At 69.2% G+C, this 24,318-nt stretch carries 27 protein-coding genes; 14 read left to right on the top strand and 13 right to left on the bottom strand.

The features are described from left to right. Window positions 1-32: 32 nt before the first annotated feature. Window positions 33-962, top strand: a complete 930-nt coding sequence (locus tag RCP80_RS12110) for an alpha/beta fold hydrolase (protein ID WP_308482554.1) — start codon at window positions 33-35, stop codon at window positions 960-962. Between the two features lie 17 nt (window positions 963-979). Next, window positions 980-1,390, top strand: a complete 411-nt coding sequence (locus RCP80_RS12105; RefSeq protein WP_308482813.1) for a nitroreductase family deazaflavin-dependent oxidoreductase — start codon at window positions 980-982, stop codon at window positions 1,388-1,390. On the opposite strand, the gene RCP80_RS12100 is transcribed toward RCP80_RS12105, so the two are convergent. Further along, window positions 1,387-2,649: a competence/damage-inducible protein A gene (locus tag RCP80_RS12100; protein ID WP_308482553.1), complete on the bottom strand. Its 1,263-nt coding sequence runs from the start codon at window positions 2,647-2,649 to the stop codon at window positions 1,387-1,389. The genes RCP80_RS12105 and RCP80_RS12100 overlap by 4 nt on opposite strands. Before the next feature lie 2 nt (window positions 2,650-2,651). Further along, window positions 2,652-3,314, bottom strand: a complete 663-nt coding sequence (locus RCP80_RS12095; protein WP_308482552.1) for a GNAT family N-acetyltransferase — start codon at window positions 3,312-3,314, stop codon at window positions 2,652-2,654. Window positions 3,315-3,425: 111 nt separating this feature from the next. Here RCP80_RS12095 and RCP80_RS12090 point away from each other — a divergent pair, with 111 nt between their 5' ends. Beyond that, a complete protein-coding gene (locus RCP80_RS12090; protein ID WP_308482812.1) occupies window positions 3,426-4,550 on the top strand; it encodes an epoxide hydrolase family protein in 1,125 nt (374 codons plus the stop codon). 109 nt (window positions 4,551-4,659) lie between these two features. After that, the gene (locus RCP80_RS12085; protein ID WP_308482551.1) at window positions 4,660-5,790 is read left to right on the top strand and encodes a nitronate monooxygenase; all 1,131 of its coding nucleotides are present in this window, start codon (window positions 4,660-4,662) and stop codon (window positions 5,788-5,790) included. Between the two features lie 9 nt (window positions 5,791-5,799). Here RCP80_RS12085 and RCP80_RS12080 read toward each other — a convergent pair whose 3' ends face one another. Next, the gene (locus RCP80_RS12080) at window positions 5,800-6,192 is read right to left on the bottom strand and encodes a hypothetical protein (RefSeq protein ID WP_308482550.1); all 393 of its coding nucleotides are present in this window, start codon (window positions 6,190-6,192) and stop codon (window positions 5,800-5,802) included. A gap of 153 nt (window positions 6,193-6,345) precedes the next feature. On the opposite strand from RCP80_RS12080, the gene RCP80_RS12075 reads away from it, so the two are divergent. Further along, window positions 6,346-6,927: a hypothetical protein gene (locus RCP80_RS12075; RefSeq protein ID WP_308482549.1), complete on the top strand. Its 582-nt coding sequence runs from the start codon at window positions 6,346-6,348 to the stop codon at window positions 6,925-6,927. A gap of 3 nt (window positions 6,928-6,930) precedes the next feature. On the opposite strand, the gene RCP80_RS12070 is transcribed toward RCP80_RS12075, so the two are convergent. Further along, window positions 6,931-7,317, bottom strand: a complete 387-nt coding sequence (locus RCP80_RS12070) for a hypothetical protein (protein WP_308482547.1) — start codon at window positions 7,315-7,317, stop codon at window positions 6,931-6,933. 185 nt (window positions 7,318-7,502) lie between these two features. Here RCP80_RS12070 and RCP80_RS12065 point away from each other — a divergent pair, with 185 nt between their 5' ends. Genes RCP80_RS12065 through RCP80_RS12055 form a run of 3 tightly spaced genes read left to right on the top strand, consistent with a single transcriptional unit; the run spans window position 7,503 to window position 10,152 of the window. Continuing rightward, a complete protein-coding gene (locus tag RCP80_RS12065) occupies window positions 7,503-8,732 on the top strand; it encodes a cytochrome P450 (RefSeq protein WP_308482546.1) in 1,230 nt (409 codons plus the stop codon). A gap of 50 nt (window positions 8,733-8,782) precedes the next feature. After that, window positions 8,783-9,502: a FadR/GntR family transcriptional regulator gene (locus RCP80_RS12060; RefSeq protein WP_308482545.1), complete on the top strand. Its 720-nt coding sequence runs from the start codon at window positions 8,783-8,785 to the stop codon at window positions 9,500-9,502. Further along, window positions 9,499-10,152, top strand: coding sequence for a sterol desaturase family protein (locus RCP80_RS12055; protein ID WP_308482544.1), 654 nt, complete (start codon window positions 9,499-9,501; stop codon window positions 10,150-10,152). Before RCP80_RS12060 ends, RCP80_RS12055 begins: the two co-directional genes overlap by 4 nt. A 9-nt stretch (window positions 10,153-10,161) precedes the next feature. On the opposite strand, the gene RCP80_RS12050 is transcribed toward RCP80_RS12055, so the two are convergent. From RCP80_RS12050 to RCP80_RS12030, 5 genes are all read right to left on the bottom strand, one after another. Beyond that, the gene (locus RCP80_RS12050) at window positions 10,162-11,370 is read right to left on the bottom strand and encodes a DUF7159 family protein (RefSeq protein WP_308482543.1); all 1,209 of its coding nucleotides are present in this window, start codon (window positions 11,368-11,370) and stop codon (window positions 10,162-10,164) included. A 108-nt stretch (window positions 11,371-11,478) separates the two neighbouring features. Further along, on the bottom strand, window positions 11,479-11,820 hold the full coding sequence (gene fdxA / locus RCP80_RS12045; RefSeq protein WP_308482542.1) for a ferredoxin: 342 nt from the start codon (window positions 11,818-11,820) through the stop codon (window positions 11,479-11,481). 73 nt (window positions 11,821-11,893) lie between these two features. Further along, a complete protein-coding gene (locus RCP80_RS12040) occupies window positions 11,894-12,427 on the bottom strand; it encodes a hypothetical protein (RefSeq protein WP_308482541.1) in 534 nt (177 codons plus the stop codon). Beyond that, window positions 12,424-13,314 (bottom strand): cytochrome c biogenesis CcdA family protein, encoded by an 891-nt coding sequence (locus RCP80_RS12035; protein ID WP_308482540.1) that lies wholly within the window; start codon window positions 13,312-13,314, stop codon window positions 12,424-12,426. Before RCP80_RS12035 ends, RCP80_RS12040 begins: the two co-directional genes overlap by 4 nt. A gap of 3 nt (window positions 13,315-13,317) precedes the next feature. Then, on the bottom strand, window positions 13,318-13,830 hold the full coding sequence (locus RCP80_RS12030; RefSeq protein WP_308482539.1) for a disulfide bond-forming protein DsbE: 513 nt from the start codon (window positions 13,828-13,830) through the stop codon (window positions 13,318-13,320). 175 nt (window positions 13,831-14,005) lie between these two features. On the opposite strand from RCP80_RS12030, the gene RCP80_RS12025 reads away from it, so the two are divergent. Next, a complete protein-coding gene (locus RCP80_RS12025) occupies window positions 14,006-14,464 on the top strand; it encodes a transglycosylase family protein (protein WP_308482538.1) in 459 nt (152 codons plus the stop codon). Between the two features lie 6 nt (window positions 14,465-14,470). Here the strand turns inward: RCP80_RS12025 and RCP80_RS12020 are convergent, their stop codons facing one another. Beyond that, the gene (locus RCP80_RS12020; RefSeq protein ID WP_308482537.1) at window positions 14,471-15,580 is read right to left on the bottom strand and encodes a pyridoxal-phosphate dependent enzyme; all 1,110 of its coding nucleotides are present in this window, start codon (window positions 15,578-15,580) and stop codon (window positions 14,471-14,473) included. Between the two features lie 81 nt (window positions 15,581-15,661). On the opposite strand from RCP80_RS12020, the gene RCP80_RS12015 reads away from it, so the two are divergent. Then, window positions 15,662-16,960 (top strand): cytochrome P450, encoded by a 1,299-nt coding sequence (locus RCP80_RS12015; RefSeq protein ID WP_308482536.1) that lies wholly within the window; start codon window positions 15,662-15,664, stop codon window positions 16,958-16,960. Between the two features lies 1 nt (window position 16,961). On the opposite strand, the gene RCP80_RS12010 is transcribed toward RCP80_RS12015, so the two are convergent. Further along, window positions 16,962-17,369, bottom strand: coding sequence for a hypothetical protein (locus RCP80_RS12010; protein ID WP_308482535.1), 408 nt, complete (start codon window positions 17,367-17,369; stop codon window positions 16,962-16,964). 75 nt (window positions 17,370-17,444) lie between these two features. Between RCP80_RS12010 and RCP80_RS12005 the strand changes: the two genes are divergently transcribed. Next, the gene (locus tag RCP80_RS12005; RefSeq protein WP_308482534.1) at window positions 17,445-18,767 is read left to right on the top strand and encodes a cytochrome P450; all 1,323 of its coding nucleotides are present in this window, start codon (window positions 17,445-17,447) and stop codon (window positions 18,765-18,767) included. A gap of 4 nt (window positions 18,768-18,771) precedes the next feature. On the opposite strand, the gene RCP80_RS12000 is transcribed toward RCP80_RS12005, so the two are convergent. Then, window positions 18,772-19,167 carry a hypothetical protein gene (locus RCP80_RS12000; RefSeq protein ID WP_308482533.1) on the bottom strand — a complete coding sequence of 132 codons (396 nt, stop codon included), beginning with the start codon at window positions 19,165-19,167 and terminating at the stop codon, window positions 18,772-18,774. Between the two features lie 100 nt (window positions 19,168-19,267). Beyond that, window positions 19,268-20,095 (bottom strand): acyl-CoA thioesterase, encoded by an 828-nt coding sequence (locus RCP80_RS11995; RefSeq protein ID WP_308482532.1) that lies wholly within the window; start codon window positions 20,093-20,095, stop codon window positions 19,268-19,270. A gap of 204 nt (window positions 20,096-20,299) precedes the next feature. On the opposite strand from RCP80_RS11995, the gene RCP80_RS11990 reads away from it, so the two are divergent. From RCP80_RS11990 to RCP80_RS11980, 3 genes are read left to right on the top strand one after another with little or no spacing between them, the layout of a single operon-like run. Then, window positions 20,300-22,093, top strand: coding sequence for an N-acyl-D-amino-acid deacylase family protein (locus tag RCP80_RS11990; RefSeq protein ID WP_308482531.1), 1,794 nt, complete (start codon window positions 20,300-20,302; stop codon window positions 22,091-22,093). After that, a complete protein-coding gene (locus RCP80_RS11985; protein ID WP_308482530.1) occupies window positions 22,083-22,544 on the top strand; it encodes a nuclear transport factor 2 family protein in 462 nt (153 codons plus the stop codon). Before RCP80_RS11990 ends, RCP80_RS11985 begins: the two co-directional genes overlap by 11 nt. A 9-nt stretch (window positions 22,545-22,553) precedes the next feature. Continuing rightward, the gene (locus tag RCP80_RS11980) at window positions 22,554-24,317 is read left to right on the top strand and encodes an N-acyl-D-amino-acid deacylase family protein (protein WP_308482529.1); all 1,764 of its coding nucleotides are present in this window, start codon (window positions 22,554-22,556) and stop codon (window positions 24,315-24,317) included. Window position 24,318 lies beyond the last annotated feature (1 nt).

Here is a 24,318-nt window from a genome sequence, read left to right as displayed (position 1 = left end):
GCCGCCGCAGGGTGGCGTGCGACACTTTGCCTATGCTCAATCCACTCGGTGCGCCCAAACTCGCGCGACCCAAGCTCGAGGGGTCGATCGCGGTCAGTGACGACCGGCGGATCGGCTTTGCCGAATTCGGCGATCCTCATGGCCGTGCGGTGTTCTGGCTGCACGGCACCCCCGGTGCGCGCCGGCAGATCCCGACCGAGGCGCGGATCTACGCCGAGCAGCACCACCTGCGACTGATCGGCGTCGACCGGCCGGGCATCGGATCCTCGACGCCGCACCAATACGAGAACATCGCCGCCTTCGCCGCCGATCTCGAGGTCATCGCCGACATACTCGGCATCGGCAAGATGACCGTGGTCGGCCTTTCCGGCGGCGGGCCCTATACCTTGGCCGCCGCGGCGGCGATGCCCGACCGCGTGGTCGCGGCCGGCGTGCTCGGCGGTGTCGCACCCACCGTCGGCCCCGACGCGATCCGGGGTGGGGCGATGAAACTCGGGATCGCCGTCGCCCCCGCACTGGAGGTCATCGGCGAACCGATCGGGCTGGTGGCCACCGGCCTCGTCCGGCTCATCAAACCGGTTGCGCTGCCCGCACTGGAGATCTACGCGCGGGTCTCCCCCGCGGGCGACCGCCGACTGCTGGCCCGGCCCGAGTTCAAGGCGATGTTCCTCGACGACCTGCTCAACGGCGGCCGCAAGCAGATGGGCGCGCCCTTCGCCGATGTCGTGAATTTCGCCCGTGACTGGGGATTTCGCCTCGACGAGGTGAAGGTGCCGGTGCGGTGGTGGCACGGCGACAAAGACCACATCATCCCGTACGCGCACGGCGAGCACGTCGTTGCACTGCTGCCGGATGCGGAGTTGTTCACCTTGCCCGGCGACAGCCACCTGGCCGGACTCGGGTACGCACACGAAATCCTCGGATCCATGTCGGAACTGTGGGAACGCCACGAGGAGCAGTGACGGCCATGAAAAGACCTATGAAGGCTGCGGACCACCCGAACCACACCCCCGAGGTCCCCATGGTGTTCCCGCCCTGGGTGGAGCGGCTGCAGATCAAATACATCAACCCGGTGATCGGCCCCCTCGCCCGACGGGTGCCCGGCTTCGCGATCGTCAAGCACCGGGGCCGCACCTCGGGAACGCCCTACGAGACCGTCGTCACGGCCTACCGCAAGGACAATGTGCTGGCGGTGACGCTGGGTCACGGCAAGACGAACTGGGCCAAGAACGTGCTGGCCGCCGGCGAGGCCGATGTGCAACTGTTCCGCGAACAGTTGCACATCGTGAACCCGCGGATCGTTCCGGTCGGCACCGACGACGAAAGCCTGCCGCGGATCGCCCGGATCGCACTGAAGAAGGTCGGGGTGTTCGCCGCCGAGATCGGTTAGGGCGCGAGCAACACCGTGCGCAGCAGGTGCATGGCCACCGTGGTGGACCGCTCCCGGATATCGGCCCGGTTGCCCGGCAGCAGCAACGTCCGGGTGAGCCTCGACTCCCCCGACGTGACACTGAAACAGACTGTGCCCACCGGCTTTTCGTCGGTGCCACCGCCGGGTCCGGCGATCCCGGTGATCGCCACCGCGGTGTCGACGTCGAAGCGTTGCCGCGCGCCGGCCGCCATCGCCTCGGCCACCGGTTCGGAGACCGCGCCGTGCGCGGCGATCAGGTCCGGATCGACGCCCAGCACCGCGGTCTTGGCCGCGTTGGAGTACACCACCGCGCCCCCCATCACGTAGTCCGAGGAGCCGGCGCGGTCGGTCAGTCGGGCGGCCACCATTCCGGCGGTGCAGGATTCGGCCGTCGCGATCCGATGGCCGGCCAGCAGGGCCGCCACCTGGTCATCGACGGTAGTGCCGTCGGTCGAGTACAGCTCCGCGCGGTGCTTCTCGGCGAGCAACGCGATCAGCTCGCGATAGCTCTGCGCCTGCCCCGGCTCGTAGCGGGTCACGATCTCCAATTCGCCCCGGCGCAGACAGGTGGTGATCTCCAGCCGATCGAAACCGTCGACCAGCGCCTCGGCGTGCCGCAGCGTGTCGGCGAGTTCGGACTCCGGAATGCCGAACATCCGCACCGTCTCCTGCCGGTACTGCGTGCGCCCGGCGATGGCCTGCTGCACGGTGTGGGTCGCGAGCGCGGCCGGCCACATCTCCTGCAGTTCCCGCGGCGGTCCGGGCAGCACCACGACGGTGGGCGGGCCGGGCACGATCACGCCGGGGGCGGTGCCCACCGGGTCGAGGATCGTGGCGCCGGCCGGCACCATGGCCTGCTTGCGATTGGCCGCCATCACGGCCTCGAAGTCCGCGCCCGGATAGCGTTCCATCAGACGGCGCAGGATCGCCGCGATGCGATGCTCGAGTTCGACATCCAAAACCAGTTCGCGGCCGCTGAATTCGGCCACCGTGGCGACGGTGAGGTCGTCGGCGGTGGGCCCCAGGCCGCCGGTGGTCAGGATCAGGTCGACGCCCGCCTCGGCCTGAAACCGCAGGGCCGCGGTGAGGTCGGCGGGCCGGTCGCCGCAGATCGTGATGTGGGCGAGTTCGATCCCGAGTTCGAGTAACCGGTCGGCCAGCCATGGGCCATTGCGGTCGGTGATCCGGCCGGTGAGTACCTCGGTTCCGGTGACGACGATTCCCGCGCGGGTACCCACGGCTACGGGGTGGCCCCGGGCACGCGGACCACCATCCGAACGGCCGGGAAGTAGGCGGCCATCTCCGAGCGGCACTTGCGCAGCGCCGCCGTGCCGTAGCCCTTCTTGCGGTGGTCGGGGTGGATCCAGACCCGCACGTTGACCTCGCCGCCGGCGAGCTCGCCGAGGACCATGCCCACCTTCTGCGAACCTTCCGCGGCGACGAACCACGCGGCGTCCTCGGTGAACAGCCGGGCCTTGGCCGCGCTGATCTCGTCGTCGAGATCCCGAGCCGGCGCACCCGAGCCGTCGCCGGCGGTGTGGGTGTCCTCGGTGCGGGCCGCGAAGATGTCGCGGTCCCGATTGGCGTCGAAGGGCCGCAACGTCAGGGTCTCACCGCTGGCGGCGGGCCGCTCGGTGACAGTGAAGCTCAGCCGACTGTTGAGGTCCTCGAGTTCGGCCGCGATCTGGCGCCGCGAGCTCTTGGTCAGCCGATCGAAGGACAGGCCGAGCACGGCCTCCGCCGACGCCCGCGACGAGCCGAGCAGTTCGGAAATGGTTTCGAGGGCCGCGCCGCGGTCCTCGGCCTCGACGATCGCGTCGAGCAGTTCGTGGCGCCGGTCCAGTGCGGTCAGCAGGGCGTCGGTGATCTCGCGACGGGCGGCGGCGATGTCGTGGTCGGGCATAACGCAACTGTAGATCAGTGCCGCGGCTGCGTAGTGGTAGAGAGAGTACGGAGGTTGCCCGGCCGCTGCGCCGGGCCGGAAAGGAGCGCCGTGCCCACCGCAGAGCCCGCCATCAAAGGGTTTCGGATCGACGTCGCCGAGGCCGAGCTCGTCGACCTGCGGCAGCGGCTGGCCCGCACCCGCTGGCCCGAGGCCGAGTGCGTCGAGGACTGGAGTCAGGGCATCCCGCTGTCCTACACCAGAGAGCTGGCGCGCTACTGGGAGCACGACTACGACTGGCGCAGCCGCGAGTCGGCGCTCAACCGGTTCGATCAGTTCGTCACCGAGATCGACGGGCTGGACCTGCATTTCATTCACCAGCGCTCGGTGCACCCGGACGCGCTGCCGTTGCTGATAACGCACGGCTGGCCCGGCTCGGTCGTCGAGTTCCACAAGATCATCGGGCCGCTGACGGACCCGACCGCGCACGGCGGTCGGGCCGAGGACGCCTTTCACGTCGTGTGCCCGTCGCTGCCGGGCTACGGGTTCTCCGGCAAGCCGGCTCGCACGGGCTGGGGCGTGGAGCGGATTGCCGCGGCCTGGCAGACCCTGATGCGGCGGCTGGGCTATCCCCGCTACGGCGCGCAGGGCGGCGACTGGGGCGCCGCGGTCACCTCCCAGATCGGTCGAAACCCCGATGGCTGCATCGGCATTCACCTGAACATGCCGCTGGGTCGCCCGCCCTCGAACTCCGACCGCGACCTGAGCGCGGCGGAACAACACACGCTGGCCACCGCCGCCGAGCATCGCCGCTGGGGTACCGGTTACTCCCAGCAGCAATCGACCCGCCCGCAGACACTCGGCTACGGGTTGGCCGACTCCCCGGTGGGGCAGTTGGCCTGGATCGTCGAAAAGTTCGGGGCGTGGAGCGATTGCGCCGGACATCCGGAAAACGTCTTCAGCCGCGACGAGATGCTCGACAACGTGATGCTGTACTGGCTGACCAACTCCGCGGCCTCCGCGGCGCGGCTGTACTGGGAGAGCTTCCGCGGCTTCGGCGGCGGCGAGCGCGTCGAGATCCCGACCGGAGTCGCCGCGTTCCCCAAGGAGATCCTGGTGCCGCCGCGCAGCTGGTGTGAGGGTTCCTACCACATCACGCACTGGACGGCGATGCCGCGCGGTGGCCACTTCGCCGCGCTGGAGCAACCGGAGTTGTTGGTCGACGACGTGCGCCGCTTCTTCGCGACGCTGCGCTGAACGGGCCCGCATTTCCGGAGGGGACGCGAGTTCGGCCCGCGGTTGAGATAAACTAGAACACGTTCCAGTCTTGCGCTTGCGCCCGCCCTAAGCTCACCAGGAGCCGACTATGCACACTCCCCTCTGCGATCAATTGGGCATCGAGTTCCCGATCTTCGCCTTCACCCACTGCCGCGATGTCGTGGTCGCGGTGAGCAAGGCCGGCGGCTACGGCGTGCTCGGCGCGGTCGGGTTCACCCCCGAGCAACTCGAGATCGAGCTGAAGTGGATCGATGAGAACATCGGCGACCACCCGTACGGCGTCGACATCGTGATCCCCAACAAATACGAGGGCATGGACGCCACGGATCTGTCGCCGGAGGTCCTCAAGAAGACGCTCAACGACCTGGTTCCCGACGAGCACCTGGAGTTCGCCCGCAAGATCCTCGCCGATCACGGTGTCCCGGTCGAGCACAGCGACGACGACGCCCTGCAGCTGCTCGGCTGGACCGAGGCGACCGCCACCCCGCAGGTCGAGGTGGCGCTGCAGCATCCGAAGGTCACCATGATCGCCAACGCGCTGGGTACCCCGCCGGCCGAGATGATCAAGCACATCCACGACGCCGGACGGGTGGTCGCGGCGCTGTGCGGATCGGCGCGGCAGGCCCGCAAGCACGCCGACGCCGGCGTCGACATCATCATCGCCCAGGGCGGTGAGGCCGGTGGGCACTGCGGCGACGTCGGCTCGATCGTGCTGTGGCCCGAGGTGGTCAAGGAGGTGGCACCGATTCCGGTGCTGGCCGCCGGCGGCATCGGCAGCGGCCAGCAGATCGCCGCGGCGCTGGCCTTGGGCACCCAGGGCGCCTGGACGGGGTCGCAGTGGCTGATGGTCGAAGAGGCCGAGAACACCCCGGTGCAGCAGGCCGCGTACGCCAAGGCCACCAGCCGCGACACCGTGCGCAGCCGCTCGTTCACGGGCAAGCCGGCGCGCATGCTGCGCAACGAGTGGACCGAGGCGTGGGAGAACCCGGACAACCCGAAGCCACTCGGAATGCCGTTGCAGTACATGGTTTCCGGGATGGCGGTCGCCGCCACGCACAAGTACCCCGATGAGAGCGTCGACGTGGCGTTCAACCCGGTCGGTCAGGTCGTCGGGCAGTTCAACAAGGTCGAGAAGACCTCGACGGTGATCGAACGGTGGGTGCAGGAGTACCTGGAGGCGACCTCGACGCTCAACGAGCTCAACGAGGCCGCCGGCTGACGCCGGCCCTCAGGCGTAGAAGTCCTGCTGCCAGCCCTTGTCACCCGCGCATTCCAGCGGCAGGCCGTCCGGGGACTGGGCGGCGGCGCCGCGGTTGGTCGGGCACGGCGCGCCGATCTCCTGCACGCCGTACAGCGGCGGTGACCACACCCAGAAGCCGGCGTCGACCGGCGGCCACTGGTTGGGGATGTAGTGGCAGGCGTAGGTCTGTCCCGCCACGCCGCGGCCGAAGATGAAGCGCTCCCAGCTGTAGCACTTGGTGCTCAGCTGCACGTCCTGGGCCATCCCGGGAACATCGGCGTAGCCGTGGTCGGGTTCGGCGGCCGCATCGCCCGCGGCGCCCAGCGCGAGGGCGCACGCGGCGCCGGCAGCCGCGGCGGCGATCGAAAGGTCGCGAATCATGGCCCGCCTTCCCGTAATCCCGTCCCGGCGCAGCCTATCCGCTGCCGCGTGGCCAGCGATGAACTTTCCCGCGAAACACCGTCGGCGGAGCGGGAAAATCGCTGTTCAGGATGGTTTGCTTGGGGCAGTCCGAACGATGCACAGGAGGCCCCGGTGTTGTCCAGTCGCAATGTGTTGATGCTGACCGGATTGGGCGCGCTGCTGGCGGTCGTGGCGCTCTTCGCGGGCGTCATGGCCCAGACCGGCGGCGACCGACGGTTGCCGGTAGCCGAAGCCGCGCCGGCGAGCCCGACCAGCACCTCGGCCGCTACCGCGACCTCGACGTCGACGAGCGCGTCGAACAGCACCGACACCGACGCGCTGGGTTTCATCGGATCGAAGGCTCGCTGCGAGGCCGGTCAGAGCGCGGTCGCCGTGGGACGCACCCAGCGCTCGGTCGTGGTGATCTGCGCGGATCCCGGTGGAGACTACGAATACCGCGGGGTGCGCGTCAACGACGGTGCGGCGCTGACGGTCTCCGCCGAATCGTCCGGGGACGGGATGTTCGTGGCACGCAACGACGGCGCGCTGTACACGGTGTCACCGACCGACCTGACCGTGACCTCGGGCGGCAAGGTGATCTACCGGGATACGTGGGCCTTCTACGAGGCGTCGAGCCTGGCCGCCGAGTCCGGCGGCGCCGCGAGCACCAGCGCCTCGACCTCGACCAAGCCCAGCGCGGCCAAACCGCGCTAGGTGCTAGGGCGCCGGCGGGACCTGCGGGCCGCCGGGTAGCCCGCGCGGGGAGTTGGCGTCGGGATTCATCGGCCGTTGGGTGAGCAGCAGCAGCGCGTCGGCGCCGCTGACGTCCTGAGTCTGCACCGCATGCCAGAGCTCACGCAGGTAGGTCAGCCCGCGGCCCTCCGATGCCGGCGGCGGCGTGCTGGTGCTGCCCGGCGGCAGATGCTCCGGACTCGCCAGATGGGGCACGCCCGCGTCGGCCGCGGCCGGCGCGGCAGCATCCGGTGCGGCACCCGGATCCGACGGGAGCGGTCCCGGCGGTGGCGGTTCGGCGCCCGCGACGGGCGCGAGAATGAGTAGGACGGCTACGCCCAGCGAGCCGACCGAGGCTGATCGAATGCGCATATCTGATGTTCACCACCCGGGGCTGGTTCGTTACATCTGCCCAAGTATGAGCCCATCCGCCGGTCGGCGCCCAGATTCTCAGCGAAGCCCCAGCCAATGCCGGCAAAACCGGCCGCCACCGGCGCGGACAGTGTAGGAACAGGCCATCGGCCCACGTGGTTCGACGCCCAGTGAGGAGCCCACCCATGTCCGGTCCAAGCCTGCCCCCCGGCTTCGATTTCACCGACGCAGATCTGAACTGCGCGCGGCTGCCCGTCGAGGAACTCACCGAGTTGCGCCGCGTGGCGCCGATCTGGTGGAACGAACAGCCCATCGGCGACGGGGGTTTCGACGACGGCGGCTACTGGGTGGTGACCAAGCACAAAGACGTCAAGGAGATCTCCATCCGCAGCGACGTCTTCTCGAGCGAGGCGAAGACCGCCCTCCCGCGTTACCCGCGGGGTTCGACCCAACAGCAGTTGGAGACGGGCAAGTACGTGCTGCTGAACATGGACGCGCCGCACCACACGCATCTGCGCAAGATCATCTCGCGGGGCTTCACCCCGCGCGCGGTGGAGCGCTTGCGGGCCGACCTGAACGAGCGGGCGCAGAACATCGCCAAGGCCGCCGCCGCCCAGGGTTCCGGCGACTTTGTCGAGGACGTGGCCTGCGAGTTGCCCCTGCAGGCCATCGCCGGACTGATCGGGGTCCCGCTGGAGGACCGCAAGAAGCTGTTCGACTGGTCGAATCAGATGGTCAGCGATGACGATCCGGAATTCGCCCACTACGACAACCGCAGCGCGGCCACGGAACTGATCATGTACGCCATGCAGTTGGCTGCGGTGCGCGCCAAGGAGCCCGGCGAGGACATCGTGACCACCCTGATCGAAGCCGATGTCGAGGGCCACAAGCTCTCCGACGACGAGTTCGGCTTCTTCATGGTCCTGCTGGCCGTGGCCGGGAACGAGACCACCAGGAACTCGATCACCCACGGCATGATCGCGTTCGCCGAACATCCCGAGCAGTGGGAGCTCTACCGGCGAGAACGGCCGCAGACCGCGGTCGACGAGATCGTTCGATGGGCGACGCCGGTGTCCTCCTTCCAGCGCACCGCGTTGACCGACTATGAACTGTCCGGCGTGCCGATCAAAGCCGGCCAACGCGTCGTGATGTCCTATCGCTCAGCCAATTTCGACGAAGAAGTGTTCAAGGACCCGTTCACCTTCGACATCCTGCGTGATCCCAATCCGCACGTCGGCTTCGGCGGCACCGGCGCGCACTACTGCATCGGCGCCAACCTGGCGCGGATGACCATCGACCTGATGTTCAATGCTGTCGCCGACCACATGCCGAAGCTGTCCTCGGCTGGGGCTCCGCAGCGGCTGCGCTCCGGGTGGCTCAACGGCATCAAGCACTGGCCGGTCCGCTACCAGTGACACTGGTCTGACCACTTGACCACTGGCCCGAGCGTGGGCATAGTGGGGACATGGCCCTGAAACCCGTCAATCGCCGATCGGTCCCCGAGGACGTCTTCGACCAGATCGTCGGCGAGGTGCTGCGCGGCGAGGTCCGCCCCGGCGAAAGCCTGCCCAGTGAACGGCGACTCGCCGAGGTGCTCGGGGTATCGCGTCCCGCGGTTCGGGAGGCTCTCAAACGCCTGACCGCCGCCGGGTTGGTCGAGGTGCGCCAGGGCGACGCCACCACCGTTCGCGACTTTCGCCGGCACGGCGGCCTGGACCTGCTGCCCCATCTGCTGGTCCGCGACGGGGTGGTGGACGTCGCGGTGGTCCGCAGCATCCTGGAAACCCGGTTGCACAACGGCCCCAAGGTCGCCGAACTCGCCGCCCTCCGCGGCGCCGAGGAGCTGCCCGGCCTGCTCACCGAGACCATCGAACTCATTGCCGCCGAGCAGGATCCGATTGCCCGGCAGCGACACGCGCTGGAGTTTTGGGATCACATCGTCGATGCCGCCGACTCCATCGCGTTCCGGCTGATGTACAACACCCTGCGCGCCACCTACGAGCCGGCGCTACCCGCGTTGGCCACGATGATGGCCGCCGAGGTGGGTCGGCCGGCCGCCTACCGCCGCCTCGCCGCGGCCATTGCCGCCGGCGATGGACCGGGTTCCGCCCAGGCGGCCATCGACCTGCTGGCACCGGCGACCACCGCGATCCTGGCCGCTCTCGAGGAATTGGGTGACCAATGACCAAGTCCCGCAAGGAATTCACGCTCGACGACGCGGTGCGCGAGTTCGTCAGACACCCCACGCCCTGGATGATCGCCGCGGCGCTGGCCACCGCGTCGACACTGCGCTTGCTACTGGGAGACTGGCAGCCCACCGACGCGCTGATCCCGCTGGCGATGCTGGCCGCGTTCCCCTTCGTGGAATGGATCATCCACGTGGTGATCCTGCACTGGCGACCGCGCCGGATCGCGGGCCTGGTGCTCGATCCGCTGTTGGCACGCAAGCACCGCGAGCATCACGTGGACCCGCGTCGGGTCGAGTTGATCTTCATCCCGTGGCAGGCGCTGCTATGGGTGTTGCCCGCCGCGGTCATCCTGGCCGTAGTGGTGTTTGCCCGCCTCGAACTCGCGTTGACGTTTGTGGCGTTCCTGGCCGCGCTCGGGTTGGTCTACGAGTGGATGCACTACCTGATCCATGCCGATTATAAGCCCAGATCTGCTGTCTACAAAGCGATTTGGCGCAACCATCGGCAGCACCATTTCAAGAACGAGAAGTTCTGGTTCACCGTCACCAGCGCCGGCACCGCCGACCGCGTCCTCGGCACCGGTCCGGACCCGAGGTCGGTGCCCACCTCGCCCACCGCGAAGAACCTGCATGCGCTCAATCCATGAGCGCGGGTGTCAGTTGAACCGGTTCAGGCCGGGGATCTTGTCGATGATCCGGTCCCGCAGCCGCGGCTTCTCCGGCACCGGGGGCACTGCCGGCGCCACCACCGGTGGCGGGGGCGGCGGGGCCTGAATCGGGTTGATGGGTTGTACCACCTGTACTGGCGGGGCGACCGGCTCGACGGCCTCGAAGGTCGGGATCGGTTCGGCCACCGGCAGGGGCGGTTCGACCGGGGCCGCCGGCGACGGCGGGGGCGGCTGCGCAGGCGGCGGCGCCACGGCTTCGGGTAACGGCGCCTCCGGGGGCGGCGGCGCCTGCGGCGGCGGGACCTGCGCCTTGGGGGCGACCTTGGGTGCCGGCGGCTTGACCGGGGCCTTGCCGATGTTCTCGCTCGGCTTGGTGGCCACCGCGGCGTCGCGGTGGGCCTCGCCTTGCGGAATCAGGTGCGGGCTGACGGCCAGCGACACCGCCACCACGAACGTGACAGCGCCGGCGACCAGCATGGTCAACGGAACGGCGGGCCATCGACCGGTGGCCACCGCGCCGGTCGGACCCGTGGAATTCGGGTCCGCGGCCGAGGCCAACGCGGCGCCGTGCGCCAGGGCGAGTTCGGCCTCCGGCGGGTCGAACACGGGCAGGCCCAGCTCGTCTTGGAGCAGGCCGGCCAGGGTGTCCAGGTCACCGACCGAGCCGACCAGAAACAGTCCCTCCGGACGCCAGTGCCGACGTTCGAGGCCGGCCTGGATCCACGCCGTGAGCTGCTCGTCGCTGTCGATAGCGTGGCTGATCAGGGTGTCGATTTCGCCGGAATCGGTATCGACCAGCGACAGAATGGCCGCACCGGGTTCCAGGATGCAGACGGCAGTGCGTTGGTATCCGATCATTCGGCCGATGCTGCGGGCCAGCGCCTCGGCCGCGCGAGGTGATTGCACCGCGACCACGTTGGCCAGGCCCTTGTCGGCCAGCGAGTCCAGCAACAGCGACGCCTCCAGGTCCGCATCCGCGCTCCAGGTGACACCGATCGCGTGCAGTCGGTGGCCGTCGGAGGCCGCGATGCTCAGCACCGCCTCGGCCACCTGCTCGGAGGCACGCATCCCGAATCCGTCACCGGCGAACACGTCGAACTCGTCGTGACCGAGGGTGGCGCCGTCGCCACCGCAGCCCTCGACGAGGACGGTTTGGACGTTGGTGGCCGTCACTGACAGGCCCAGCACCGTGTCCACGCTGCATCTCCCTTCGTGTCCGGACCGCCGCAGCGCCGCAGCGGACCCCGGGCACGTGACTTCAGTGCTTTTCTCTACCGCATCGAGGGCCGAAACGCGAATGCTGGCTCAGACTTTTCTGGGCATCGCGGCGACCATCGGCGTGTCCACGCCGACCGGTCCCAGTCCGGCCGCACCACCCGGTGAGCCCAGCGGCGCGCCGCGGCCGGGCAATATCTGCGTGAAGAAGGCGGCGTTGTCGGCCAGGTGCCGGCGTTGGTCTTCGGGCAGGTCACTCTCGTAATAGATCGCGTCCACCTTGCAGATGAACGCGCAGGCCGCACAGTCGACGCACTCGTCGGGGTTGATGTACAACGACCGCTCGCCCTCGTAGATGCAGTCGGCCGGGCAGTCCTGCACACAGGATTTGTCGACGACGTCCACGCACGCACTACCGATCACATAGGTCATGGCCCCGACGGTAGATGTAACTTGCGGTTGCGGGTACCAGCCGAAGGTCCCCCGTTGCCGGGACCTCAGTCCCTCAACTCAGGGGTGTGCACGACAGAGGTTCCTGGTTCTTGAAGTGCACCGCCGGCACCCCGTCGAGCCAGAAGTAGTCCACGTCCTCGGTCCAGGACGTCCCCGGCTGCACCCACGGCGGCGCCCCCTCGGGGTAGGCGACGGTGTAGTCGCGATAGAACTGCACGCCCGCCGGACACCCTTCGGCGCTGGCCGGCCGCGGGTTCCAGGCGTGCACGACGATCGGATAAGTGATCCGGGGCCCCTCGGCACAGTTCGGTTGACACTCGACGGCATCGTCGATGCCGGTGCCGCGCGCACCCTCGGCATCCCACGACGTCCAGGTCATGTCCACCATCACGCTGGTGTGGTCGCAGCCGTAGACCAGGGTCTGGGGCTGCTCCACCACCGGTTGGCTCGGGTCGTAACAGCTGCCGATCAGATAGGCCACCGCGGAATCCTGGGCGGGTGCGGGCCCGGGATCGGCGGTGGCCGTGGCCAGGCCCACGGAACAGAACGCGAGCACGCCGGCCGGGATCAGTGCCGCTCGGATCATGGCCGAATGCTAACGGCATCGTCGGAGCCGGCACCATCGGGGTGCGCGCGAAACAATCGCCAGCACAGCGCGATTGCCACCAGGACGGCCAGGGCCGCCAGCCACGGCCAGGCGCCATGGGTGTGCACCCACCCCGCCAGTACGGCCTGCACCCGGCCCGCGGCCGCGATCAGCGGATCGGACGGCCCGGCGCCGCCGTGGAACAACCGCAATTCGTAGACGCCGTAGTAGGCGACATAGAGACCGACCAGCACCACGACCGCTCCCCCGACCCGGTTGATGATCGGCAGCACCCGACGCAACCGATCCGCCAGCGCGGAACTGGCGAGCGCGGCAGCGACCGCCAGGGTCCCCACGACCAGGGCGAAACCGGCGGCGTAACTCAGGTACACCAGCGCGGCCGCGGTCCACGACGACGCCCGGGCGCCGGCGGCGGTCACGGCCAGGAACGGCCCGATGGTGCACGACAGCGACGCCACCGCGAACCCGAGTCCGTAGCCGAACATCGAGACCAGCCGGACCGTCGGCGCGCGCTGCGTGCGCTCGGCCAGACCCCCGGGCAGCGCGAACCGCAGTTCCCGTCCGCTCAGCAACCAGCCCCCCAGCACCACCAGCAGCACGCCGATGAGCACCGTGACCGCGGGCAGGTACTGCTGAATGGCGGACGCCACCGCCACGGTCAGCGCGCCGAACACCGCGAACACCGCGATGAAGCCCAGGGTCATCGCCACCGCGGCCACGGCGGCCCGTCCCAGCGCGGCGCGGCGACCGGTCGCCGGGCCGGCCACCACCAAGGTCAGGTAGGCGGGCAACATCGCGAACCCGCAGGGGTTCAGGACGGCGACCAGGCCGGCGGCGAACGCCAGTCCGGCGAGTTTGGGATCCACGCCCTACGCGGTCAGCGCGTTCACCCGGTTGCTCAGGTCCTGTTCGCTCATCGCCGAGGTGGGGTTGTTGACGAAGCTGGACGTGCCGTCGGCCTCGACGAACAGGTACGCGGGCTGCCACGGCACGTCGAACCGCGCCCAGATCGAGCCGTCGGCGTCGTCGAGATTGGTGAAGTTCAGGTTGTACTTCGAGACGAAGTTGGCCATGGCGGCCACATCGGAGCGGGCCGCGACCCCCACGAAGGTGACGTCCGGATTGGCGGCGGCGACCCGGCTCACCACCGGCGCCTCCTGATTGCAGAACGGGCACCACGGGGTCCAGAACCACAGCACCGCCGGCTTGCCCTGCAGGCTCGCACCGTCGAACGGCGCCCCGGAGATCGTGGTGCCGGTGAAATCGAGTCGGGGATCGGCGGCGGCCGTCGGTGCGGCGGGGCCCATCACCACCACTGCCATCAACGCCGCGGCGACGGCGGCGAGCAGGGCACCGCGCGTGCGCCCAAAGAATTTGCTCATCATTGTTCCTCCCGGGAGTAGGACGTCGGTTTACCCCGATCAAGTCCTGATCACACTCCGATTACGCGCCAGAACAATGCGGCCGTCGTCCGGATTAAGCCTTGCCAATGAACTCTTAAACAAAAACTTCTGTGATGGGAGTAACAGCTGCGTCAATTGGGACGAAAGATGCCATATGGAAAGCATCCGGAAGTTCTGCGCCGCGGCCGCCCTGACCGGCACCTTCCTCGTCGCCCTCCTGGCCGTGTCCCTCGGACTGTCCGCGGGCGCCGCACACGCCGACAGCGTGAATTGGGACGCCATCGCGCAGTGCGAATCGGGTGGGAATTGGTCGGTCAACACCGGCAATGGCTATTACGGCGGGTTGCAATTCAGCCCCGCGACGTGGGCCTCCAATGGCGGCGTGGGCAATCCCGCCCATGCGCCGCGCGAAGAGCAGATCCGGGTGGCCGAGCGGGTTTTGACGACCCAGGGCCTCAAGGCGTGGCCCAAGTGCGGCGCCAAGGCCGGCGCGCCGTTCGCCACCACCGTGGGCGTGCCCACCAGCCCGTCGATGCCCAAGTGGCGTCCCGGTACCTACATCCGCAACACCATCAACGAAGTCCTGGCGCTCATCCCGCGCGTGCAGCACTGACCCGCGCTAATCGGGGTGCTTGAGCCCCGCACCGCACAACGGGACGACGACGTCGGCCGCTCGTAGTGCCGGGACCACCGGGGCCCGGCGGCGCACCGCCGCCCAGCAGACCGCCGCGGTGGGTTCCACGAAAAGTCCCTGAGCTCCGAGTTCGGCGCGGGCGGAGACAATTTCGTCGTCGCTGACGGTCACCACCGCACCCGCACTACGGCGGATCGCCGCCAGGATCTGGGCGCCCCGCGGCGGGTCCGCGATCGCGATGCCCTCGGCGACCGTCTCCGCCGCCCCGGCCGGGGCCACCTCGGCGGATCCGGCGTCGTAGGCCGCGGCGATCGGCGCGCACCGCGCCGCCTGCACGGCCACTAAGGTCGGCATTCGTTCGGCCAGACCGGACCGGAGGAGTTCGCCGAACGCCAGTGCACAGCCCAGCAGCAGGGTGCCGTTGCCGACCGGGACCACCACGGTGTCCGGCAGGCGGCGCCCGCACTGCTCCCAGAGTTCGTAACCGTAGGTCTTGACGCCGTGCAGAAAGTACGGCTGGTAGACGTGGCTGGCGTAGAACACGCCCGGCTCCGTTGCCGCCGACCGCGCGGCCGCGGCGGCATCCGCCCGGGTCCCCGCCGCCACCACCTGCGCCCCGTGGGCGCGCAGCTGCGCGAGCTTGGCCCGCGACGTCGCCGCGGGGACATGAATCCGGCACGGCACCGCCGCGCGCGCCAGATACGCCGCGGCGGCGGCCCCGGCGTTGCCGCTGCTGTCGAGGACCGCGGCCGCGACACCGAGTCGGCGCGCCAGCGTGGCCAGCACCACCGCACCGCGATCCTTGAACGACGCCGTCGGCATCAGGTAGTCCAGCTTGAATCGAACGTTGGGCGCGGTCGCTGCCGGCACCAGCGGAGAGCACCCCTCGCCGAGGCTGACCGCTGCGTCGTAGCCCACCGGCAGGACCGATTCATAGCGCCACAAGGAATTTCGGTGCCGGGCCGCCGTGTCGAGGTGCAGTGTCGACTCGTTGCGCGCAACGTCGAGCACCCCGCCGCAGCCACACCGCCACGCCAGGGTCGCCACGCCGTACCGGGCCCCGCAGGCCCCGCAAAGCAGGTCGGGAAGGGTCACGTTGGCTCCGTCGTCATCGCTGTGGCCGTGCCGAATCCCAAAGTGTGCCAGCACCGGCCCCCGGGTTGGTAGCTTGCAGTGGTGGCCTCTTTGACGCGGATCGCCGAGAAGACAAACGGACAGCCCCCGCCGCCGGTGGCGCTGTCCGAGGTGGATTTCGGGCGGTGGAAATTCTGGTCCCACGATGACGACTTCCGCGACGGCGCGTTCGCGACACTACGACGCGAGGCACCCATCAAGTTCTTCGACGAGGTCGAATTCGAGGGCTATGAGCGCGGCCCCGGGCATTGGGCCCTGACCCGTTACGACGACGTCCATTTCGCCAGTCGCCATCCGGATATCTTCAGCTCGAGCCCGAGCATCACCATCGGCGACGGCGTGCCCGAGGTCTCGGAGTTCTTCGGATCGATGATCGTCCTCGATGACCCGCGCCATCAGCGCCTGCGCTCGATCGTCAGTCGCGCGTTCACCCCGAAGGTGGTCGCCAAGATCGAGGCCTCGGTCCACGACCGCGCCCGGCGGCTGGTCACCGAGATGATTGCGCGCAACCCCGACGGCCGCGGCGATCTGGTGGCCGACCTGGCGGGCCCGCTGCCGCTGCAGGTCATCTGCGACATGATGGGCATTCCCGCCGAGGACCACGACCGGGTGTTCCACTGGACCAACATCATCCTCGGTTTCGGCGATCCGGACCTGACCACTGACTTCGATGAATTCTCCGGTGTCGCAATGGAAATCGGGGCGTACGCCCATGAACTGGCCGAGGCGCGCCGCTCCGCACCGCAGGACGACCTGACCACGAGCCTGGTGCAGGCCGAGGTCGACGGGCAGCGGTTGACCTCCATGGAGGTGGCGTCGTTCTTCATCCTGCTGGTCGTGGCCGGCAACGAAACCACCCGCAACGCCATCAGCCACGGCCTGCTGGCCCTGACCCGGTACCCCGAGCAGCGCCGGATCTGGTGGGACGACTTCGCCGCGGTGGCGCCGACGGCCGTGGAGGAGATCGTGCGGTGGGCCTCCCCCGTGGTCTACATGCGGCGCACCTTGACCCGGGATTTCGAGCTCTCCGGCGTCTCGATGGCGGCGGGCGACAAGGTCACCATGTGGTACTGCTCGGCCAACCGCGATGAGGACAAGTTCGTCGATCCGTGGCGCTTCGACGTCCGACGCGACCCCAATCCGCACCTCGGCTACGGCGGCGGTGGCGTGCATTTCTGCCTGGGCGCCAACCTGGCCCGGCGCGAGATCACCGTCGCGTTCGACGAATTGCGTCGACAGATTCCCGACATCGCCGTCACCGACGAGCCCGCGCGACTGCTCTCGGCGTTCATCCACGGGATCAAGCGGCTGCCGATCGGGTGGACGCCGCCGCGGGCGTGAGTCAGAGCGTGACGGTCTTGGGGCCCAGCGTCGAGCAGAACGCCAACGGCGGTTGGGCCTGGTTGGCGCAGCCGCGACCGCGCACCGTGTAGGCCTGGCCCGGAACATACGGCGACAGGTACACCTGGGCTGTGGAGTAGCCCGGCAGCTCCGCGCAGCGGCCGGCCTGGCTGCCGGTGGACAGACACACCTGCGACGACGTCGGCTCGGCGGTGCCGTTGCACCCGGACGGGGTCAGTGACGCGTTGACCATCTTGGTGCCCGACACGTCGACCACCTGTGGATCACTCATCGTGTACTCACACCGGATCGGCTCCGGCTCGGGTTCGGCGGCCGCGACCCCCACGGCGCCGAACGAACCCAGCAGTCCCAGCACGGACATCGCGACCAGACCAGCACGGACAGACATGGCAGGAGCCTATGCCGTCGGCACGCCGACCGACAACGGAATCGGCCTTCGGCGCGGCGCGGTAGCGTGAAACCCATGCAACAGCGCTTGCACTGGCTGGCCATGCACGGGTTCGTGCGGGCGATATCCCGCGCGGCGGCCAAGGGTGGGGATCCGCAGGCCCGGCTGCTCGCCGACCCGTCCGTGCGCGCGAATCCGGTGGCTTTCTGCGACGAGTTACACGAGCGCGGGGAGCTGATCCGGTGTCGGGTGAGCTATCTGACCCCCGACCATGCCGTCGCCGGTGCGGTGCTGCGCTCCGACGACTTCCAGGTGCGGTCGCTGGGCACCAGTCTGCCCGCGCCGTTGCGGTGGCTGGAGGCGCGCACCCGCCCGCCGAGCCTGCATCCGCTGCACCCGCCGTCGCTGTTGGCCGTCGAACCGCCCGCGCACACCCGCTACCGCAAGACCGTGTCCTCGGTGTTCACCGCGCGCGCGGTGGCGAATCTGCGGGACCGGGTCGAGGAGACCGCCGCCGCGCTGCTCGACCGGCTGGCCGCGCAGTCGGGCGTGGTCGACGTCGTGGAGCAGTACTGCGCACAGCTGCCGGTGGCGGTGATCAGCGACATCCTCGGTGTGCCGGAGCGGGACCGCCCGCGGGTGCTCGAGTTCGGCGAACTGGGCGCGCCCAGCCTGGATATCGGCCTGACCTGGCCGCAGTACCGACGGGTCCAGAGCGGTCTCACCGGGTTCGACGCATGGCTGGCCGACCATCTGGCGACGCTGCGCGGCAGCGCCGGCGACGATCTGATGAGCCAGTTGATCCGGGCGGCCGACGAGGGTGCCTTGCTCGACGATGCCGAGTTGCGGGCCACTGCGGGCCTGGTGTTGGCGGCGGGCTTCGAAACGACCGTGAACCTACTGGGCAACGGCATCCGCATGCTGATCGACGCGCCGGAGCAGCTCGAGCTACTGCGCGCGCGGCCGCAGCACTGGCCCGGCGCCGTAGAGGAGATTCTGCGGCTGGACTCGCCGGTGCAGCTGACCGCCCGCTTCGCCGCCGTCGACACCGAGTTGGCGGGTACGCCGATCCGGGCGGGCGAGATGGTGGTGACCTACTTGGCCGCGGCCAATCGCGATCCGAAGGTGTTCGAGGAGCCCCACCGGTTCGACATCACCCGGCCCAATGCCGCTCGGCACCTGTCGTTTTCGGCCGGGCGGCACTTCTGTCTCGGCGCCGCGCTGGCGCGCGCCGAGGGCGAGGTGGGGCTGCGGGCATTCTTCGACCGCTTCCCCGATGCCCGCATCGGCGGCGCGGGAATTCGGCGGGATACGCGGGTCCTGCGCGGGTGGTCGGCGCTGCCGGTGCGGCTGGGCACCGCCCGCGAGCGGGCGGTGCCGGGCCGCTCAGCGCCCTGAGCCGTCACCGAGCCCGCGGCGGGTCCTCGGTCTGCGGCTGCTGGGTGCGGTCGGTGGCCTTGACCTTGGGATCGATGGAGTCGGCGTGCTGGAGCCGAGCGTCGAGATCCTGTCGGCTGGTGTCGGCGGCGCTGCGGTGTTCTTGGGCCCGACCGGCGAGGCGCTCCGCTTCGGCGGCCTTGGCCTCGGCCTCGGCCTCGGCGGCGCGCGCCCGAGCCTCGGTCTCCTTGGCCAGCGCGGCCCGCTGGTCGACCTTGACGGCCTCCTGGCGGGTTTCGTGCCGAATGTGTTCGGCTTTGCCATGCAACTGGGTGTTCCGCCTGCGGCTGACGAGCAACAGCACGCCCACCACGATCAGTACAGCAACCACCGCGAGGATGATCCAGAGGGCACTGTCCATGGCTGTTCCTTTGATCGGGGGGCCGTCGTCGACAGCCCCGTCAAAAAAGCGTGTTCCCCGATCTGGCGATGCCAAACTCGCCGCGCGCCGCGGTCGGTGCTCAGCGCGGCGGCGGGAAGTACATCTCCTGGGTGACGGTGCACACCAGGTCGCCGTTGCGGTTGAACATCCTGCCGCTGGCCACCGCCAAGGCATTGGCGCTGCTGGGCGAGGTCCGGTCATAGAGCAGCCAGTCGGTCAGCACCGGTGCGCCGTGAAACCACACCGAGTGGTCCCGCTGCGCCGAGGGCACCAGGCCGCCGCGCGCGGCGAACGCGGGCTCGGTCAGGGTCACCGCGGACAGGTAGGCCACCAGCGCCGCGGCCAGTTCCGGCTCGTCGGGCACCTCGCCGTCGGGCCGCCACCACATCCGGGACCGGGCCGGGGGTAACCGGTCCTCGTCGACGATGCGCCGTTCGAACCAGCTCAGGCTGGCCAACCGCATCTGAGCGGCAGCACCGTCGGCCGCGGCGTGCGGGGGCACCGGCGGCAGCGACTCCGGTTCGGGGACCGCCGGCAGCGGTGGCTGGTACTCGACGGTGGCGGCGCTCGGGTCGGCGGCGGACTTGAACGACGCCATGGCTTCCAGCAGCACCTGTCCGTCCTGGCGCGCGGTGACGCGCCGGGCCGAAAACGTCCGTCCCTCCTGCAGTTCGACGACCTCGAAGTTCACCGGCCGGCGGGCATCGCCCGGGCGCAGGAAATAGGTGTGCACGCTGTGCACCCCGCGCCCCGGCGCGGTCCGGCTGGCCGCCAGCAGCGACTGAGCCGAGATATGGCCCCCCAGAATGTGATTGGCAGGCGCCGGGAGCTGTTCTCCGGCAAAAGAAGTCGCGGTAATCCGGTCTAGCGCGAGGGTGGCCAGAACTGCACTGAGCGACGAGGGCACCCAGTCAGCTTAGGTAGCGACCGAACCAGTTCGGCAGGCGCTGCCGGGAATCTGCGGTGAACAACCCCAACAGCCCCGTTCGTCGCACGCCCCGGGCCGAAGTTCGGCTCATTAAGTTTGCCGAACCCCAGCTCACGGCCCCGAGTAAACAAATTCGCAAATCTGTTCACTAGATCGTTGACTCTGCCTGCGGAACCGGGTTCTATGGCAGCTGTGACCTACGACACGATCATCCGCAACGGCCGCTGGTTCGACGGCACCGGCGCACCCTCGGCGATCCGCAACATCGGCATCCGCGGCGGCCACGTCGTGGCGATCTCGCCCCATGAACTCGACGCCACCGGCTGCCCGCAGGTCATCGACGCCACCGACAACTGGGTGCTGCCCGGGATGATCGACATCCACACGCACTACGACATCGAAGTGCTCGGCGGTCCCTCGCTCGCGGAGTCCCTGCGGCACGGCGTGACGACCGTGCTGCTCGGGTCGTGCTCGCTGTCGACGATCCACGTCGGCGGCGTCGACGCCGGTGATCTGTTCGGCCGCGTCGAGGCGATTCCGCGCGAGTACGTCATCTCCGCGGTCGACGAGCACAAGTCCTGGACCAACTGCGGCGAGTACATCGCCGCGCTCGAGTCGTTGCCGCTGGGGCCGAACGTGGCGGCGTTCCTCGGGCACTCCGACATGCGCACCGCGACAATGGGACTCGACCGCGCCACCCGCTCGGAGGTCCGGCCCTCCGCAGCGGAGCAGGCCACCATGGAGCGGATGCTGACCGATGCCCTGGCAGCCGGTTTCGTCGGGATGTCCTCCCAACAGCTGCTTTTCGACAAGGTGGACGGCGAGACCTGCCGCTCCCGCACCTTGCCGTCCACCTACGCCAAGGCGCGTGAACTGCGTCGGCTCAAGTCGCTGCTGCGACGGCACGGCCGGATCCTGCAGTCCGGGCCCGACATCGCCAATCCGCTGAACCTGCTGTCGCAGCTGGCACAGTCCGTCGGGGTGTTCCGGCGCAAACTCAAGACCAGTCTGCTCTCGGCCGCCGACGTCAAGGCCAACCCATACGCGATCAAGATCATGGGCCCGTCGGCCCGGCTCGTCGCCCGGTTCGGCGGTGACTTCCGCTGGCAACATCTGCCGGTGCCGTTCGAGGTCTACGCCGACGGCATCGACCTCGTGGTCTTCGAGGAGTTCGGCGCCGGCGCGGCGGCCCTGCACCTGCGCGATGAAGTCGAGCGCAACGCACTGCTCGCCGCCCCGGCCTATCGACGACGGTTCCGCAAGGACTACGAGAACAAGTTCGGCGTCCGGGTCTGGCATCGGGACTTCTTCGACGCCGAGATCGTGGGGTGCCCGGACGCCGATGTGATCGGCAAGTCGTTCGGCCAGGTCGGACTGGACCGCGGACTGCATCCGGTGGACGCCTTCCTCGATCTCGTCCTCGAGCACGGCCCCGGGCTGCGTTGGCGTACCACCATTTCGAACCACCGTCCCGAAGTGCTCAAGCAGATGGCGCGCGAGCCCGGCATCCAGATGGGCTTCTCCGACGCCGGCGCGCACCTGCGCAACATGGCGTTCTACAACAGCGGACTGCGCCTGCTTCGACACGTGCGCGACGCCGAGGCGGCCGGCACCGGTTTCCTGACCGCCGAGCAGGCCGTGCACCGCATGACCGGTGAACTGGCCGACTGGTATCAGCTCGACGCCGGGCATCTGCGCATCGGCGATCGCGCCGATCTGATGATCGTCGACCCGAGCAAGCTCGACGAGCGGGTGGATGCCTACGCCGAGGACACCGTCGCGCAGTACGGCGGGCTCTCGCGCATGGTCAACCGCAATGCCGGCACCGTCGGCGCCGTCTTCGTCGCGGGCCGGGCGGTGTTCCTCGACGACCAGCCCACCCCGGCGCTGGGCACCGTACGCACCGGGAGTTTCCTGCGCGCGGGTCAACCGACCCCCGCTCCCGCCACGAAAGGCGATCTGGCACATGCTGGTTGAGGAATCCGCCGAGGTCACCGCGACAGTGGACGCGATGTGGCGGGCACTATCGGAGCGCGACTGGGCCGGCATGCAGCAGCACCTGTCCGAGGACTGCATCTACCTCGATGTGCCGGTGGGCCCGGCGGCGGCCGCGCGGGGCCCGGTCGACATCGTCAAACGGCTCAAGATCGGGTTGGAACCGCTGGCGTCCTACCAGAACTTTCCGGGCCTGATGGTCGCGAACGGCCTCGACGTGATGTACGAGCATCGGGAGCAATGGCACTGGGCCACCGGCGAATCCGCGCTGCTGAACTTCGTCAGCGTGCACCAGGTGCAAAACGGCAAGATCACCCTCTGGAAGGACTACTGGAACATGGGCGCGCTGGCCGACTCCGCTCCCCCGACCTGGCTGGCCGACTTCGCCGACGCCGACATGTCCTGGGTGTTCGACGCCACCGGTCTGGTGTGAGGAGCCGCGATGTTTGACCTGACCATCACCGGCGGAACCGTCGTCGACGGCACCGGCGCCGAGCGGTTCCGCGCCGACATCGGCGTCAAGGACGGCCGCATCGCCGAGATCCGCCGTCGCGACCACCACGGCGGTGGCATCGAGACCACCGCGGCGCAGACCATCGACGCCACCGGTCGGTTCGTCACCCCGGGATTCGTGGACATCCACACCCACTACGACGGGCAGGTCAGCTGGGACGAGACGCTGGAGCCGTCCAGCCTGCACGGCGTCACGACGGTCGTCAGCGGCAACTGCGGGGTCGGCTTCGCCCCGGTGGCCCCGGGCCGCGAGCAGTGGCTGATCGAGTTGATGGAGGGCGTCGAGGACATCCCCGGGACCGCCCTGGCCGAGGGCATCACCTGGGAGTGGGAGAGTTTCCCCGAGTATCTGGATGCCATCGAAAAACGGCACCTGGCCGTGGATTACGGCACTCAGATCGCGCACGGCGCGGTGCGGGGCTACGCCATGGGTGAGCGTGGCGCCCGCAACGAGGAGGCCACCGCGGACGACATCGCGGCGATGTCGCGGATCGTGCAGGAGGCCATCGAGGCCGGCGCGCTCGGCTTCTCGACCTCGCGCACCGAAGCGCACCGCGCCATCGACGGTGAACCGGTGCCGGGCACCTACGCCGCCGAGGCCGAACTGTTCGGTCTGGGGCGCGCGATGGCCGCCGGCGGGCGGGCGGTGTTCGAGGTTTCCCCGCAGGGCACGGCGGGTGAAAGCCCCGCCGAGGCCTGCCTGCGGGAGATGGACTGGATGACCAAGCTGGCCGGTGAGATCGAGCGGCCGGTGTCGTTCACGATGATTCAGACCGGGTCGGCGCCGGAGTTGTGGCGCGAGCAATTGGACCGCGCCGGCAAGGCCCTGGAGAACGGCATCGAGGTCTACGCCCAGTTCGCGGCGCGTCCGTTCGGCATGCTGTTCGGATTCCACGGCTACCACGCGTTCACCCACCGGCCGACGTACCGCCGGTTGGCCGCCGAGCACCACCGCGACGAACTCGTCCGTCGCCTCGCCGACGCGAAAGTGCGGGCGCAGATCCTGGCGGAGGCGGATCTGCCCGCGCAACCCGTCCCGCTGTTCGACGGGCTGTTCGCGTTGATCCAGCACAGCGCCGACCGCATCTTCCCGATCGGCGATCCCCCGGACTACGAGCCGACGCCGGACCAGACAGTGGCGGCGATCGCGCAGCGGCGCGGCCAGGACCCGCTGGCCACGATGTATGACCTGATGCTCGAAGCCGACGGCACGGCCATGCTGACGCTGCCGTTCTTCAACTACGCCGAGGGCAATCACGACGCGATCTACGACATGATGACCCACCCGGCGGCGGTCTCCGGGCTGTCCGACGGCGGCGCGCACTGCGGACTGATCTGTGACGCGTCCTACCCGACGTTCCTGCTGACGCACTGGGCACGCGACCGGCACCGCGGACCGAAATTCTCGCTGGAGTACGTGGTGCGTAAGCAGACCCTGGACACCGCAACATTATTCGGCCTGTCCGACCGCGGGGTACTCGGCGTGGGCAAGAAGGCCGACCTCAACGTCATCGACATGGCCGCGCTGCGACTCGAGGTGCCGCGGATGGCCTACGACCTGCCCGCGGGCGGCCGGCGGCTCATCCAGTCGGCGAGCGGCTACGACGCCACGGTGGTCAACGGGGTGATCACCCGGCGCCACGGGGTGGACACCGGTGCGCGCCCCGGTCGGTTGCTTCGCGGCGTGCGCTGAC

It is taken from the genome of Mycolicibacterium sp. MU0053, assembly GCF_963378095.1.
Taxonomy (GTDB): Bacteria; Actinomycetota; Actinomycetes; order Mycobacteriales; family Mycobacteriaceae; genus Mycobacterium; species Mycobacterium burgundiense.
The sequence above is the reverse complement of the archived record's forward strand: the minus strand, read 5'-3'. Positions and strand labels throughout refer to the sequence as shown.

Bases quoted from the DNA above. Each gene is read 5' to 3' on its own strand.
- RCP80_RS12110 (WP_308482554.1), top strand. From the start codon at position 33: ATGCTCAATCCACTCGGTGCGCCCAAACTCGCGCGACCCAAGCTCGAG.
- RCP80_RS12105 (WP_308482813.1), top strand. From the start codon at position 980: ATGAAGGCTGCGGACCACCCGAACCACACCCCCGAGGTCCCCATGGTG.
- RCP80_RS12095 (WP_308482552.1), bottom strand. From the start codon at position 3,314: ATGCCCGACCACGACATCGCCGCCGCCCGTCGCGAGATCACCGACGCC.
- RCP80_RS12085 (WP_308482551.1), top strand. From the start codon at position 4,660: ATGCACACTCCCCTCTGCGATCAATTGGGCATCGAGTTCCCGATCTTC.
- RCP80_RS12080 (WP_308482550.1), bottom strand. From the start codon at position 6,192: ATGATTCGCGACCTTTCGATCGCCGCCGCGGCTGCCGGCGCCGCGTGC.
- RCP80_RS12070 (WP_308482547.1), bottom strand. From the start codon at position 7,317: ATGCGCATTCGATCAGCCTCGGTCGGCTCGCTGGGCGTAGCCGTCCTA.
- RCP80_RS12065 (WP_308482546.1), top strand. From the start codon at position 7,503: ATGTCCGGTCCAAGCCTGCCCCCCGGCTTCGATTTCACCGACGCAGAT.
- RCP80_RS12060 (WP_308482545.1), top strand. From the start codon at position 8,783: ATGGCCCTGAAACCCGTCAATCGCCGATCGGTCCCCGAGGACGTCTTC.
- RCP80_RS12055 (WP_308482544.1), top strand. From the start codon at position 9,499: ATGACCAAGTCCCGCAAGGAATTCACGCTCGACGACGCGGTGCGCGAG.
- fdxA (WP_308482542.1), bottom strand. From the start codon at position 11,820: ATGACCTATGTGATCGGTAGTGCGTGCGTGGACGTCGTCGACAAATCC.
- RCP80_RS12040 (WP_308482541.1), bottom strand. From the start codon at position 12,427: ATGATCCGAGCGGCACTGATCCCGGCCGGCGTGCTCGCGTTCTGTTCC.
- RCP80_RS12030 (WP_308482539.1), bottom strand. From the start codon at position 13,830: ATGAGCAAATTCTTTGGGCGCACGCGCGGTGCCCTGCTCGCCGCCGTC.
- RCP80_RS12025 (WP_308482538.1), top strand. From the start codon at position 14,006: ATGGAAAGCATCCGGAAGTTCTGCGCCGCGGCCGCCCTGACCGGCACC.
- RCP80_RS12010 (WP_308482535.1), bottom strand. From the start codon at position 17,369: ATGTCTGTCCGTGCTGGTCTGGTCGCGATGTCCGTGCTGGGACTGCTG.
- RCP80_RS12005 (WP_308482534.1), top strand. From the start codon at position 17,445: ATGCAACAGCGCTTGCACTGGCTGGCCATGCACGGGTTCGTGCGGGCG.
- RCP80_RS12000 (WP_308482533.1), bottom strand. From the start codon at position 19,167: ATGGACAGTGCCCTCTGGATCATCCTCGCGGTGGTTGCTGTACTGATC.
- RCP80_RS11990 (WP_308482531.1), top strand. From the start codon at position 20,300: ATGGCAGCTGTGACCTACGACACGATCATCCGCAACGGCCGCTGGTTC.
- RCP80_RS11985 (WP_308482530.1), top strand. From the start codon at position 22,083: ATGCTGGTTGAGGAATCCGCCGAGGTCACCGCGACAGTGGACGCGATG.
- RCP80_RS11980 (WP_308482529.1), top strand. From the start codon at position 22,554: ATGTTTGACCTGACCATCACCGGCGGAACCGTCGTCGACGGCACCGGC.